Raw genomic sequence first — 13,079 nt, 5'->3', positions numbered from 1 at the left:
GCGGTCATCTGGTATCTCGAACTCGACGATTGATGTACCGAACAGCAGTTGCAACGCGATCGTGACATTCAACGATTGCTCATGTCGCTGGCACCGCCTTAGTCCAAGTAAACCGACAGCAGCGCCCCAGCCCTCCCGGGCCCAAGCGCTGCGCCAACCTCACCTCCAACGCGCCGCCAAAACCGCTCCCTCACACGCTCACGACAACTTCTTCTTCAAAAGCTCGTTAACCTGCTGCGGATTCGCCTTGCCCTTGGTCGCCTTCATCGCTTGGCCGATCAGCGCATTGAACGCCTTCTCCTTGCCCGCGCGGAACTCATCCACGGATTTCTGATTCGCGGCGAGCACTTCGTCGATGATCGCCTCGAGCGCGCCCGTATCGGAAATCTGCTTCAGCCCCTTCGCCTCGATGATCCGGTCCGCCGCGCCCTCGTCCGTCGCCTTCTCTTCCCAGATCGACTGGAAGATGTCCTTCGCGATCTTGTTCGAGATCGTGCCGTCCGCGATACGCTGCAGGATCAACGCCAGTTGCGCAGCCGACACCGGCGACTCGCTGATATCGAGCGATTCGCGGTTCAGCTGCGCCGACACATCGCCCATCAGCCAGTTCGCCGCGATCTTCGCCTGATTCGCGCCCGCCCGCGCGACCACGGCCTCGAAGTAAGCCGCCATCGCCTTCGACGAAGTCAGCACGCCCGCGTCGTACGGCGTCAGGCCATACGTTTCGACGAAACGCTTCTGCATGTCGGCGGGCAGTTCGGGCATATCGCCCTTCACGCTGTCGATCCACGCCGATTCGATGACGAGCGGCATCAGATCGGGATCGGGGAAATAACGGTAATCGTGCGCGTCTTCCTTGCTGCGCATCGAGCGCGTTTCGCGCTTGTCCGGATCGTACAGACGCGTTTCCTGCACGACGGTGCCGCCATCTTCGATCAACTCGATCTGGCGACGCACTTCGTACTGAATTGCCTCTTCGAGAAAGCGGAACGAGTTCAGGTTCTTGATCTCGGCGCGCGTGCCGAACTCCTTCTGCCCGACCGGGCGCACCGACACGTTCGCATCGCAGCGGAACGAGCCTTCCTGCATGTTGCCGTCACAGATGCCGAGCCACACGACCAGCCCATGCAGCGCCTTTGCATACGCGACCGCTTCCGCCGCGCTGCGCATTTCCGGCTCGGTGACGATCTCGAGCAGCGGCGTGCCCGCGCGATTCAGGTCGATGCCCGTCATCCCCGCGAAGTCTTCGTGCAGCGACTTCCCGGCATCCTCTTCGAGGTGCGCGCGCGTCAGGTTGACGGTCTTCTCGTACGCTTCCTTGCCGGCCTTCTCGTTCGCCGGAACCTGAATCGTGATCTGACCGCCCTGCACGACCGGAATCTCGTACTGGCTGATCTGATAGCCCTTCGGCAGGTCAGGATAGAAGTAGTTCTTGCGCGCAAAGATGCTGCGCGGCGCGATGTGCGCGCCGATCGCAAGCCCGAAACGGATCGCACGCTCGACCGCGCCACGGTTCATCACGGGCAGCACGCCGGGCAGCGCGAGATCGACGGGGCATGCCTGCGTGTTGGGCGCCGCGCCGAACTGCGTCGGTGCGCCGGAAAAAATCTTGGAGACGGTGGACAACTGCGCGTGCGTTTCCAGACCGATGACGACTTCCCACTGCATGTTCACACTCCCGATGCCGATGGTGCCTTGCGGTGCCAGTCGGTCGCGCGCTGGAACGCGTCGGCGACCTGGAGCATCCGGGCTTCGTTGAAATAGTTGCCGATAATCTGCAAGCCGACCGGGCGATTCGCGTTCGCGCCCGCGCCGAAGCCGCACGGCACGCTCATGCCAGGCAGACCCGCGAGGCTGACCGACAGCGTGTAGATGTCGGCGAGATACATTTGCACGGGATCGTCGGTCTTCTCGCCGAGGTTCCACGCGACCGACGGCGCGACGGGTCCCATGATGACGTCGCACTGCCTGAACGCTTCCTGAAAGTCGCCCGCGATGATGCGGCGAATTTTCTGCGCCTGCAGATAGTAAGCGTCGTAGTAGCCGTGCGAGAGCACGTAAGTGCCGACGAGAATCCGGCGCTTCACTTCCGGCCCGAAGCCTTCGGCGCGCGACTTCTTGTACATGTCGAGCAGATCGGTGTAGTGCGCGGCGCGATGCCCGTAACGCACGCCGTCGAAGCGCGACAGATTCGACGATGCCTCGGCCGGCGCGATGACGTAGTACACCGGGATCGAAAGCTCGGTCTTCGGCAGCGATACTTCGACGAGCGTCGCGCCGAGCGTTTCATAGGCTTTCAGCGCGGCTTCGATGCTGGCGCGCACGTCGTCGGCGAGGCCCGCGCCGAAGTATTCCTTCGGCAGCCCAATGCGCAGGCCGGCGAGCGGCTTCGCCGCGTCATCGCTCCAGTTCTTGCCCAGATAGCGCGTGTAGTCTTCGTTCTCGCGTTGCAGGCTGGTCGAGTCGCGCTCGTCGAAGCCGGCCATCGCGTTGAGCAGGACAGCGCAGTCGGCGGCGCTTTGCGCCATCGGACCGCCCTGATCCAGAGACGACGCGAATGCGATCATCCCGTAGCGGGACACGCGTCCATACGTCGGCTTGATGCCGGTGATGCCGGTGAACGACGCCGGCTGGCGGATCGAGCCGCCCGTGTCCGTGCCCGTCGCGGCGGGCGCGAGACGCGCGGCCACCGCCGCCGCCGATCCCCCCGACGAGCCGCCCGGCACCGCGCTCGCATCCCACGGATTTTTTACCGCGCCGAAGTATGAATTCTCATTGGACGAACCCATCGCGAATTCGTCCATATTGGTCTTGCCGAGGCACACCATGCCGGCGCGCTTCAGTCGATCGACGACGGTCGCATCGAACGGGCTCGCGTAGTTTTCCAGCATGTGCGAGCCCGCCGTGGACGTCCAGCCGCGCGTGACGAACACGTCCTTGTGCGCGATCGGCAGGCCGGTCAGCGCACCTGCGCTCCCTTGCGCGATGAGCGCGTCCGCGGCACGCGCCTGTTCGAGCGTAAGTTCGCGATCGACGCCGATGAACGCGTTGAGGTCCTTCGCGGCCTCGATGCGTTGCAGATACGACTGGGCCAGCTCGACGGCGGAGATTTCCTTCGAGTCGAGCGCGGCGCGCAGTTCGGTCAAGCTTTTCTGATGCATTGCAGTTCCCTGATGAGCACGGCGGCGTCGAGCCGCGCGCAATATCGATGTTCGACGCGCGTTCCAGCGATGCTTATTCGATCACCTTCGGCACCAGATACAGCCCGTCCTGCACGGCGGGCGCGGAACGCTGGAACTCTTCGCGATCGACTGGCTCTGAGACTGCGTCGTCGCGCAATCGCAGCGCGACTTCCTCGATCGCGTCGATGGGATGCGCGAGCGGCTCGATGCCGGCGGTATCCACAGCCTGCATTTGTTCGACGAGCCCGAAGAAATCGTTGAGCCGTGCAAGCGTCGGTTCGGCCTCGTCGTCGGGCAATTCGAGCCGCGCCAGATGCGCGATGCGTTTTACGTCGGTCAGGGTCAGAGACATGGGATCACCGGAGAAAAACATGAACAACTCACACGCCGAAAACGTTCGCTGCAACAGACAGTTACAGTCCGGGCGGAAAGCCATCAAAACGGGGCCAAGGATGGCAAAAAGTGCCGTCCTTTTCCTATAGAAACCCCCAAATTATAAGGTATCATTACACGTTCGACTCACATCCGGATCGACCTGTCAGCGGCTTTCTCCTTGCGGCAATGCTTTGCGAGAAACGTTTGCGTGACACGTTCAATTCCGCGGTAGATTTCTGCTCGGATTTGTCCTCACGGCGGGCCTTATCGCCGTCCCGGCAAACCGTTATTTTTTCCGCTGCCGTCCCCGGCGCTCCTAGCGAGGCACGGCTACCCAGCGAGACAGGATTTTTGAATGTTCGGCTTTTTGCGCAGCTATTTTTCCAACGACTTGGCGATTGACCTTGGTACCGCCAACACGCTGATTTACATGCGCGGCAAAGGCATCGTCCTCGACGAGCCGTCAGTCGTCTCCATCCGCCAGGAAGGCGGCCCGAACGGCAAGAAGACCATTCAGGCTGTCGGCAAGGAAGCAAAGCAGATGCTCGGCAAGGTGCCGGGCAACATCGAAGCCATCCGCCCGATGAAAGACGGCGTCATCGCCGACTTCACCGTCACCGAGCAGATGATCAAGCAGTTCATCAAGACTGCACACGAATCGCGCATGTTCTCGCCGTCGCCGCGCATCATCATTTGCGTGCCGTGCGGCTCGACTCAGGTCGAACGCCGCGCCATCAAGGAAGCGGCACACGGCGCGGGTGCATCGCAGGTCTATCTGATCGAAGAGCCGATGGCCGCGGCAATCGGCGCGGGCCTGCCGGTTTCGGAAGCAACGGGCTCGATGGTCGTCGACATCGGCGGCGGCACGACCGAAGTCGGCGTCATCTCGCTGGGCGGCATCGTGTACAAGGGTTCGGTGCGCGTCGGCGGCGACAAGTTCGACGAAGCCATCGTCAACTACATCCGCCGCAACTACGGCATGCTGATCGGCGAGCAAACGGCCGAAGCCATCAAGAAGGAAATTGGCTCCGCGTTCCCCGGCTCCGAAGTGAAGGAAATGGAAGTCAAGGGCCGCAACCTGTCCGAAGGCATTCCGCGCAGCTTCACCATTTCGAGCAACGAAATCCTCGAAGCGCTGACCGATCCGCTGAACCAGATCGTGTCGTCGGTGAAGATCGCGCTGGAACAGACGCCGCCGGAACTTGGCGCGGACATCGCGGAACGCGGCATGATGCTGACTGGCGGCGGCGCACTGCTGCGCGACCTCGACCGCTTGCTCGCGGAAGAAACCGGCCTGCCGGTGCTCGTCGCTGAAGATCCGCTGACTTGCGTCGTGCGCGGCTCGGGCATGGCGCTGGAGCGCATGGACAAGCTGGGCAGCATCTTCTCCTACGAGTGACCTTTGTCTTCAGCGTCCTTGAATCAACGCGACGCTGAGACGACACTCACAACATCCGCGTAACGCAACGCGCGCACGGCCCGGCATCCGCCCGGGCCGTTGTCGAAATAGCGCAGGGCAGGTCCCGCCACCAGCGACAAAGCCTGCAGCATCGATCCACCCCGCTCACGCCCTCGGCGCCGACCATGGAATACAGTCCGCCGCCACTGTTCAAGCAAGGCCCTTCCGCGCTCGCGCGCCTGATCTTTTTCGTGGTGCTGGCCATTGCACTGCTCGTGTCGGATGCCCGCTTCAGTACGCTCGAGATCGTGCGCGGGATGTTAGGCGCCGGGCTCTACCCGTTGCAGCGAGCGGCGCTCGTGCCACGGGACATCTTCATGGGCGCGGCCGATCTTGCCGTGACCAGCGCAAGCCTGCGCAGCGAAAATCGCAAGCTCGCTGACAAGAATCTCGAATTGTCCGTGAAGGCCGGCGATGCGTCGCAATTGACGATCGAGAACGCGCATCTGCGAGCGCTCCTGAACCTGCAGGGCCGCGCGACGACGCAAACCACGCCCGCCGAAATTCAATACGACACCCGCGATCCTTTCACGCAGAAGGTCGTGATCGGCAAAGGTTCGCAGCATGGCATTCAGGACGGCGCTCCGGTCGTCGATGAAGAAGGCGTCATCGGTCAGGTCACGCGCGTCTTTCCGCTGCAATCCGAAGTCTCGCTTCTCACCGACAAGGACCAGGCCGTTCCCGTGCAGATTGCGCGCACGGGTTTGCGCAGCGTCATCTATGGCACGCCGAAGGGCGACACGCTCGATCTGCGTTTCGTGCCGATCAGCGCGGACGTGCAAGTCGGCGATCAACTCGTGACCAGCGGACTCGACGGCGTCTATCCGCCGGGGCTCGCGGTCGCCAAGGTGCTGCGCGTCGACAAGCAGGCGGATACGGCATTCGCACGCGTCGTCTGTGTGCCGGTCGCCGCGGTGCGCGGCGCGCGCCAGTTGCTCGTTTTGCACTACAACCTGAACGTGCCCCCGAATCCGGTGGAAGTCGAAGCTGCGGCGGCCGCAAAGGAAGCGAAGGAAAACAAGGGCAAAAAGAAGTCCGCGCCTAAGGCGGCTGCGGCCGCAGGGGCGAGCGGCGCATCGGCGGCGGTGGCGGCTTCATCGGCGGCAGCGGCGGCGGCAAGCGGCGCGTCCGCTGCAGCGCCGGCTGCAACGCCCGCAGCGAAACCCGCTGCACCCAAGCCCGCATCCGGTGCTGCGGCGCCACAACGCAACAGAAAGGCGCACGCGCCGAAGCCCGCTTCATCGGGAGCCGCGCGATGAATCGCCCGCAATACATCCTTCAGCCGGTCAATCCGTACTTCATCACGTTCAGCCTCGCTGCAGCGTTCCTGCTGAATCTGGTGCCTTGGGGACGCCTCGTCGGCGTGCCCGACTTCGTCGCGCTCGTGCTGCTGTTCTGGAACGTCCAGCAGCCGCGCAAGGTCGGAATGGGCATCGCGTTTCTGCTCGGCATCCTGATGGACGTTCACAGCGCGAACCTCCTCGGCGAGCACGCGCTGGCGTACACGCTGCTCTCCTACGGCGCGATCACCATTCACCGGCGCGTGTTGTGGATGTCGCTGCCCGTGCAGATGCTCGTCGTCGCGCCGCTGCTCGTCGGCGCGCATCTCGTGCCGTTCGTGATCCGCCTGATGACGGGCGCCGCGTTTCCCGGCTGGAGCTATCTGATCAACGGATTCGTCGAAGCGCTGCTCTGGCCGATCGCGAGTTTCCTGCTGCTGATGCCGCAACGGCGTGCAGCCGATCCCGACGACACGCGCCCCATCTGAGCGTCACCGCGCGTCGAGCGGCGCATGAACGCCCGCGCGCGGACTACACTTGAATCGCGATACATCGCGAAAACCTCGCGAAACCTGCATGACCGAAATCAAGAACACCGAGCAACAGTTGTCGAAGTTCCGCCTGCGCGTCGCGGCGGCGGGGCTGTTCGTGTTCGTCTGCTTCGGGCTGATCGGCCTGCGCTTTCTCTATCTGCAAGTCTGGCACTTCAGCAAATATTCGCTGCAGGCGAACGAAAACCGCATCTCCGTTGCGCCGATCGTGCCGAACCGCGGCATCATCACCGATCGCAACGGCATCGTGCTTGCGAAGAACTATTCGGCGTACACGCTTGAAATCACGCCGTCGAAGATCAACGGCACGCTCGATGAAGTCATCGACAACATTTCGCAAGTCATTCCCGTCGATTCGCGCGACCGCCGGCGTTTCAAGAAGCTGCTCGAAGACTCGAAGAATTTCGAGAGCCTGCCGATCCGCACGCGCCTGACCGACGAGGAAGTCGCCCGTTTCACCGCGCAACGCTTCCGCTTTCCGGGCGTCGAAGTTCGCGCGCGCCTGTTCCGCCAGTATCCGCTCGGGACGACGGCGGCGCACGTGATCGGCTACATCGGCCGCATTTCTCAACGCGACCAGGAACGCATCGACGACGCCAGCGACGCCAACGACGCCGCCTCGGATCACTACGATCCGCGTCTGGACGCGAACAACTACAAGGGCACGGATTACGTCGGCAAGATCGGCGTCGAGCAAAGTTACGAGACGGAGCTGCACGGCCTGACCGGTTTCGAGGAAGTCGAAGTCACGGCGGGCGGGCGTCCGGTGCGAACGATGTCGCGCACGCAGGCGACGCCAGGCAACAACCTCGTGCTGTCGCTGGACATCGGTTTGCAGCAGGTGGCCGAGCAGGCGTTCGCGGGAAAGCGCGGCGCGCTCGTCGCGATCGAACCGTCGACCGGCGACGTCCTCGCGTTCGTCTCCGCGCCGAGCTTCGATCCGAATTCCTTCGTCGATGGCATCGACCAGCAGACGTGGGACGCGCTCAACAATTCGCCGGATCATCCGCTGTTGAACCGTCCGTTGCACGGCACGTATCCGCCGGGCTCCACCTATAAGCCGTTCATGGCGCTCGCGGCGCTGACCCTCCACAAGCGCACGCCCGGCTGGGGCTTTCAGGACCCGGGCTACTTCACGTTCGGCGGCCACACCTTCCGCAACGACGTGCGTTCGGGCCAGGGCTGGGTCGACATGAACCGCGCGATCGTCGTGTCGAACGACACGTACTTCTACATGCTGGCGCGCGATCTCGGCGTGAACGCGATGGCCGGCTTCATGAAACCGTGGGGCTTCGGACAGATTACCGGCATCGATATCGCGGGCGAGGCGCGCGGCATCCTGCCTTCGACGGAATGGAAGCGCAAGGCGTACAAGAAGCCGGAGCAGCAGCGCTGGTACGAAGGCGAAACGATCAGCCTCGGCATCGGTCAGGGTTATAACTCGTTCACGATCCTGCAACTCGCGCACGCCACGTCGACGCTCGCAAACAACGGCATCGTGATGAAACCGCACCTGGTGCGCGATATCGAAAATCCCCTGACCAAGGCGGAGCGGACGGTGGTGCGCGATCCGAGCGACAAGATTCCGGTGCGCCAGCAAGACGTCGATTTCATCAAGCGCGCGATGGAAGGCGTGATCACCAACGGCACCGCGGCCAAGGTGTTCGCCGGCGCGCCTTATCTGGCGGCGGGCAAGACCGGCACTGCGCAGGTGTACTCGCTGCAAGGGGCGAACTACAGGGGCCACGCGACCGCCGAACACCTGCGCGACCACGCGCTGTTCATCGCGTTTGCACCCGCCGAGCAGCCGAAGATCGCGCTCGCGCTGATCGTCGAAAACGGCGGCTGGGGCGCGGAATCAGCCGGCCCGATTGCGCGAAAGGTGCTCGACTATTACTTGATCGACCGAATGAAGCCAGGCGCCGAAGCGGCCGCCGTGGCCGCCGCCGCATCCGCGACGGAAGATGCAGGACTGCCCGTGATCGGCGGCACGCAACCGCCGGCTGCGGCCGCGTTGCCGGCATCGGTTGCGAATCAGTCGCCGGCGTTTTCGCCTTCGGCGGCGTCTAATCCCGCCGTCGCCAAGGCGGCTTCCGCTCCGGCGATTCCGGCGTCTTCGCCGTCCGCGGCGAAGCCCAAAGCGACGTCGGCGCCATCGGCTGCGCTGCCTGCGTCGTCGGCGACGCCTGCGCCCGCTCGCAAGCGCGGACAGAAGAACGCGCCGGCCGAACCCGCACCGACGATGGCGCGCGGTCCCGGAAACGACGGCGTGCGCACTTTCGTGCCGACCGGCGGCATCGACGAATAAAGGAAATCGGCATGCAACTGCATATGCAATTCGACAAGCACGCGTGGATCGAGCGTGCGAAGCGCATGTTCGCGGGCTTCGATCGTCCGCTCGCGCTGATCGTCTTTCTGCTGCTATGCGTCGGTATCGTCACGCTGTACAGCGCGAGTCTCGACATGCCGGGACGCGTGGAAGACCAGCTTCGCAACATCATGCTGACGTTCGGCCTGATGTGGGTGCTCGCGAATATTCCGCCGCCCACGCTGATGCGCTTCGCCGTGCCGCTTTACACCGTCGGCGTGGCGCTGCTGGTGGCCGTCGCAGCGTTCGGGCTGACGCGCAAGGGCGCGAAACGCTGGCTCAACGTCGGCGTCGTGATTCAGCCTTCCGAGATCATGAAAATCGCGATGCCGCTGATGCTCGCGTGGTACTACCAGCGGCGCGAGGGCAACATTCGCTGGTGGGATTACATCGTCGGCTTTCTGATTCTGATGCTGCCCGTCGGCCTCATCGCGAAGCAGCCGGACCTCGGCACGGCGGTGCTCGTATTCGCGGCGGGCGTGTTCGTCATCTACTTCGCGGGGCTGAGTTTCAAGCTGATCGTGCCGGTGCTCGCGGCTGCGGTGATCGTGGTGGCGAGTATCGCGGTGTTTCAGGACCGCATCTGCCAGCCGGAAGTCAACTGGCCGATGCTGCACGATTATCAGAAGCATCGCGTCTGCACGCTGCTCGATCCGACGTCCGATCCGCTCGGCAAAGGCTTCCACACGATTCAGGCGGTCATCGCCATCGGCTCCGGCGGCACGCTCGGCAAAGGCTGGCTGAAGGGCACGCAAGCGCACCTCGAATTCATTCCCGAGAAGCACACGGACTTCATCTTCGCCGTGTTCTCGGAGGAGTTCGGGCTTGCGGGCGGACTCGTGCTGCTCTTTCTCTATATGGCGCTGATTGCGCGCGGCCTGTTTATCGCGGCGAACGGCGCGACCTTTTTCGGTCGATTACTGGCCGGATCGCTGACGCTCGCATTCTTCACGTACGCGTTCGTCAATATCGGCATGGTGAGCGGGATTCTGCCGGTCGTCGGCGTGCCGCTTCCGTTCATGAGCTATGGCGGCACCGCGCTGACCACGCTCGGCGTCGCAGTCGGGCTCATCATGAGCGTCGCGCGACAGAAGCGCTTGATGCAGGGCTGACCCGAGCCGCTCGAAAGCCGCTTACTGCGGCTTCTGCCGCTCCAGCTCCGCGCTCAATTGCTGATACTTCAGCTTGGCCGCCGGATCGCCCTGAGCGGCCGCCGCGGCGTAGTACGCACGCGCGACGTTGAGATTGCGTTCGACGCCGTCGCCGCCGCGCTCGTAGAACGAGCCCGCGACGTACTGCGCCGTCATGTCGCCGCCCTGCGCGGCTTTCTTGTACCAGGCGAACGCCTGCGTGTTATCGCGCGCGGTGCCGCGTCCATCCAGAAACTGGTTTGCCAGCGCGAGTTCCGCCTGCACGTGTCCCTGACTCGCGGCGCGCAGGAACCATCGGTGCGCCTCGGCCGGGTCTTTCTCGACGAACTCGCCGTCGTCGTACATCTTGCCGTAGACGTATTGCGCGTGCGTCATGTTGGCGTCCGCCGCGCGACGCAGCCACTTCTTGCCTTCGTCGACATCGGCGGGGCCGCCTTCCCCGTTGAGCAGCATCATCGCGTAATTGAATTCCGCGAGGCGGCTGCCCTTCTCCGCCGCGCGGCGAAACTCCGAGCGCGCGGCGACCAAATTGCCCGCGTTGTAGTCCGCGACAGCGTTCTGCGTCGCGAGGTCCGTCGCCTTCGGTGCGCCCTGCGCGTGCGCGCCGCCGCACACCAGACACAGCGCCGCCGATGCCGCCGCCACGCCGCCACGCCATCCGCGCTTCATGCTCTTGCCTCCTGCAACGCCTGCCGTGTCGCCTTCAGCAGCCACATGACATCCGCTGCGATCGACACGAGCTTGATGCCCGCCTGCGCGTATTGCCGCGCGCTCGCCACATCGAGCGCGAAAATGCCGCTGGCGATACCCGCGCGGTTAGCCGCATCCGCGATTCGTTCGATGGCCGCGTGCACGTCCGGATGCTTCGCGTCGCCGAGATGGCCGAGACTCGCGGCCAGATCCGCCGGACCGATGAACAGGCAATCGACGCCCGGCGTCGCGGCAATCTCATCGACGGCTTCGAGCGCCGCCACCGACTCGATCTGCACGATCGTCGCCACTTGCGCGTTCGCGCCGGCCACGTAATCGCGCCGCATACCGTATGCCGCCGCGCGCACCGCGCCCGCGACGCCGCGCAGACCGTCGAGCTGCGCCTCGGTCGGATATTGCGTGAGCCGCACGACGCGCGCGGCATCGTCGGCCGATTGCACGTTCGGGAACATCAGCGTGCGCGCGCCTGCATCGAGCACGCGCTTGACGAGCCAGCCTTCGGCGAACGGCACGCGCACGATCGGCTCGGTCGGCAGATGCGCCGCCGCGATCGCGCGAAGCTGCTCGACGACATCGCGGCTATCGTTCGGCGAATGCTCCATGTCGATGCACAGCCAGTCGAAACCTGCGTGCGCGAGCGCTTCGGCGGCATCGGCGCTGCATAGCGACAGCCACAGGCCGAACAGCGGACCGGGTTCGCTCAGGCGTTGCTTGAGGGGATTGGTGAAGGTGCTCATCGCGCGGCTCCGTGTGAGGCGCGTGCGCGTGATGCGAGGAACGACTGGAAGGATGACGGCATGCTCGCGCTCCATTTCTTGTCGACCGGCGTGGGCCGGATGCAGGAGGATGCGGTCGCCTGCGTGGGCGACTCACCGCGCGATCATACCGTGTTCGCGTGCTTACTCGCGTTCGACGTCGGCCCAGCAATTAGGCGTCTCGTAGAGGCGCAGGCGCTTGAGCTTGAGATTGACGCCGTAATGCGCGTCGTACACATCGGCAAGAATGCGGAACGCCACTGCCGCCATGTTTTCGACGGTGGGAATGCGGTCGAAGACAACGGTCTTGTGATCTGCCAGCGACTGCAGGAATTCGCGCACTTTTGCGTCGCCTTCATAGACGATGAACGCGTGATCCCACTTGTTGACGAGGTGCTGCATCGCCAGCGACTTCACGTCGGCGAAGTCCATCACCATGCCGCGATCGGGCGCGCCTTCGACATCGACGAGGTCGCCTTGCAACGTGATCTCGAGCACGTAACGATGCCCATGCAGGTTGCGGCACTGGCTGCGGTGGTCGGGGATGCGGTGGCCCGCATCGAATTCGAGTTTTCGGGTAATCGTCTGCACGTCGGCTCGATCGTCTGTCAGGGGATATTCAGATATTTGTGCGTCTGCATCGACAGGCGCCATTTCGGATGCCGCTTGCACCAGTCGACCGCGAGCTTCGTGTTGATGTCGCGGGACGGGCCGTCCATCGGTTGCACGAGGAAATACTCGAAGTCGAGCTTCTCGTACTCGGCAAGGCGCTGGTTGTCCTGCGGCACCACCACTTTCAACTCGTTGCCCTTCGTGACGACGAGCGGCGCGTCAGCCTTCGGGCTCACGCAGATCCAGTCGATGCTGTCGAGCACCGGCATCGAACCGTTGGTTTCGATCGCCATTTCGAAGCCCGCTTCGTGCAGCGCGTCCACGAATGGCTGATCGATTTGCAGCATCGGCTCGCCGCCCGTGCAGACGACGAACTTGTGCGCCTGGCCTTCGGGCCAAAGCGATGCGATCTTCGCGACGAGTTCCGCCGGCGTCCGGTATTTGCCGCCGTTCTCGCCATCGGTGCCGACGAAATCCGTATCGCAGAAGCGGCAGACCGCGTCCGCGCGGTCTTCCTCGCGTCCCGACCAGAGGTTGCAGCCGGCGAAGCGGCAGAACACAGCGGGGCGTCCGGCATTGGCGCCTTCGCCCTGCAGCGTGTAGAAGATTTCCTTTACTGCATACGTCATGACTGC

12 protein-coding genes are annotated in these 13,079 nt (G+C 63.8%); 5 read left to right on the top strand and 7 right to left on the bottom strand.

Annotated features, from left to right (window positions below):
• Positions 1-198: 198 nt before the first annotated feature.
• From gatB to gatC, 3 genes are all read right to left on the bottom strand, one after another.
• Complete coding sequence (gene gatB / locus BG57_RS23370) at positions 199-1,668, bottom strand: Asp-tRNA(Asn)/Glu-tRNA(Gln) amidotransferase subunit GatB (protein ID WP_035968594.1); 1,470 nt, start codon at positions 1,666-1,668, stop codon at positions 199-201.
• A gap of 2 nt (positions 1,669-1,670) precedes the next feature.
• The gene (gene gatA / locus BG57_RS23365) at positions 1,671-3,161 is read right to left on the bottom strand and encodes an Asp-tRNA(Asn)/Glu-tRNA(Gln) amidotransferase subunit GatA (protein ID WP_035968592.1); all 1,491 of its coding nucleotides are present in this window, start codon (positions 3,159-3,161) and stop codon (positions 1,671-1,673) included.
• A 73-nt stretch (positions 3,162-3,234) separates the two neighbouring features.
• Positions 3,235-3,534, bottom strand: coding sequence for an Asp-tRNA(Asn)/Glu-tRNA(Gln) amidotransferase subunit GatC (gene gatC / locus BG57_RS23360; protein ID WP_035968606.1), 300 nt, complete (start codon positions 3,532-3,534; stop codon positions 3,235-3,237).
• 378 nt (positions 3,535-3,912) lie between these two features.
• On the opposite strand from gatC, the gene BG57_RS23355 reads away from it, so the two are divergent.
• From BG57_RS23355 to rodA, 5 genes are all read left to right on the top strand, one after another.
• Complete coding sequence (locus BG57_RS23355) at positions 3,913-4,956, top strand: rod shape-determining protein (protein WP_004189550.1); 1,044 nt, start codon at positions 3,913-3,915, stop codon at positions 4,954-4,956.
• A gap of 185 nt (positions 4,957-5,141) precedes the next feature.
• On the top strand, positions 5,142-6,275 hold the full coding sequence (mreC, locus tag BG57_RS23350) for a rod shape-determining protein MreC (RefSeq protein WP_035968589.1): 1,134 nt from the start codon (positions 5,142-5,144) through the stop codon (positions 6,273-6,275).
• Complete coding sequence (gene mreD, locus BG57_RS23345) at positions 6,272-6,784, top strand: rod shape-determining protein MreD (protein WP_035968586.1); 513 nt, start codon at positions 6,272-6,274, stop codon at positions 6,782-6,784. Before mreC ends, mreD begins: the two co-directional genes overlap by 4 nt.
• Positions 6,785-6,872: 88 nt before the next feature.
• Positions 6,873-9,155: a penicillin-binding protein 2 gene (gene mrdA / locus BG57_RS23340; protein ID WP_035968583.1), complete on the top strand. Its 2,283-nt coding sequence runs from the start codon at positions 6,873-6,875 to the stop codon at positions 9,153-9,155.
• A 23-nt stretch (positions 9,156-9,178) separates the two neighbouring features.
• Entirely contained in the window at positions 9,179-10,327 is a 1,149-nt protein-coding gene (gene rodA, locus BG57_RS23335) for a rod shape-determining protein RodA (RefSeq protein WP_035968604.1), read from the top strand.
• Positions 10,328-10,348: 21 nt separating this feature from the next.
• Here the strand turns inward: rodA and BG57_RS23330 are convergent, their stop codons facing one another.
• The 4 genes from BG57_RS23330 to queE form a co-directional block, all read right to left on the bottom strand.
• Positions 10,349-11,035: a tetratricopeptide repeat protein gene (locus BG57_RS23330; protein ID WP_035968582.1), complete on the bottom strand. Its 687-nt coding sequence runs from the start codon at positions 11,033-11,035 to the stop codon at positions 10,349-10,351.
• A complete protein-coding gene (locus BG57_RS23325; RefSeq protein ID WP_035968603.1) occupies positions 11,032-11,814 on the bottom strand; it encodes an HpcH/HpaI aldolase family protein in 783 nt (260 codons plus the stop codon). The genes BG57_RS23330 and BG57_RS23325 overlap by 4 nt, the downstream gene beginning before the upstream one ends.
• Before the next feature lie 162 nt (positions 11,815-11,976).
• Positions 11,977-12,423 (bottom strand): 6-carboxytetrahydropterin synthase QueD, encoded by a 447-nt coding sequence (queD, locus tag BG57_RS23320; protein ID WP_035968579.1) that lies wholly within the window; start codon positions 12,421-12,423, stop codon positions 11,977-11,979.
• 17 nt (positions 12,424-12,440) lie between these two features.
• Complete coding sequence (gene queE, locus BG57_RS23315) at positions 12,441-13,073, bottom strand: 7-carboxy-7-deazaguanine synthase (RefSeq protein ID WP_035968578.1); 633 nt, start codon at positions 13,071-13,073, stop codon at positions 12,441-12,443.
• Positions 13,074-13,079: the final 6 nt, after the last annotated feature.

Source organism: Caballeronia grimmiae (assembly GCF_000698555.1).
In the GTDB taxonomy this organism is placed as follows: Bacteria; Pseudomonadota; Gammaproteobacteria; order Burkholderiales; family Burkholderiaceae; genus Caballeronia; species Caballeronia grimmiae.
Note: the sequence above shows the minus strand (reverse complement) of the source record. Positions and strands in the feature narration are given on the sequence as shown.

Excerpts from the sequence above, each read along its gene's own strand:
- gatB (WP_035968594.1), bottom strand. The coding sequence starts at position 1,668 with ATGCAGTGGGAAGTCGTCATCGGTCTGGAAACGCACGCGCAGTTGTCC.
- gatA (WP_035968592.1), bottom strand. The coding sequence starts at position 3,161 with ATGCATCAGAAAAGCTTGACCGAACTGCGCGCCGCGCTCGACTCGAAG.
- gatC (WP_035968606.1), bottom strand. The coding sequence starts at position 3,534 with ATGTCTCTGACCCTGACCGACGTAAAACGCATCGCGCATCTGGCGCGG.
- BG57_RS23355 (WP_004189550.1), top strand. The coding sequence starts at position 3,913 with ATGTTCGGCTTTTTGCGCAGCTATTTTTCCAACGACTTGGCGATTGAC.
- mreC (WP_035968589.1), top strand. The coding sequence starts at position 5,142 with ATGGAATACAGTCCGCCGCCACTGTTCAAGCAAGGCCCTTCCGCGCTC.
- mreD (WP_035968586.1), top strand. The coding sequence starts at position 6,272 with ATGAATCGCCCGCAATACATCCTTCAGCCGGTCAATCCGTACTTCATC.
- mrdA (WP_035968583.1), top strand. The coding sequence starts at position 6,873 with ATGACCGAAATCAAGAACACCGAGCAACAGTTGTCGAAGTTCCGCCTG.
- rodA (WP_035968604.1), top strand. The coding sequence starts at position 9,179 with ATGCAATTCGACAAGCACGCGTGGATCGAGCGTGCGAAGCGCATGTTC.
- BG57_RS23330 (WP_035968582.1), bottom strand. The coding sequence starts at position 11,035 with ATGAAGCGCGGATGGCGTGGCGGCGTGGCGGCGGCATCGGCGGCGCTG.
- BG57_RS23325 (WP_035968603.1), bottom strand. The coding sequence starts at position 11,814 with ATGAGCACCTTCACCAATCCCCTCAAGCAACGCCTGAGCGAACCCGGT.
- queE (WP_035968578.1), bottom strand. The coding sequence starts at position 13,073 with ATGACGTATGCAGTAAAGGAAATCTTCTACACGCTGCAGGGCGAAGGC.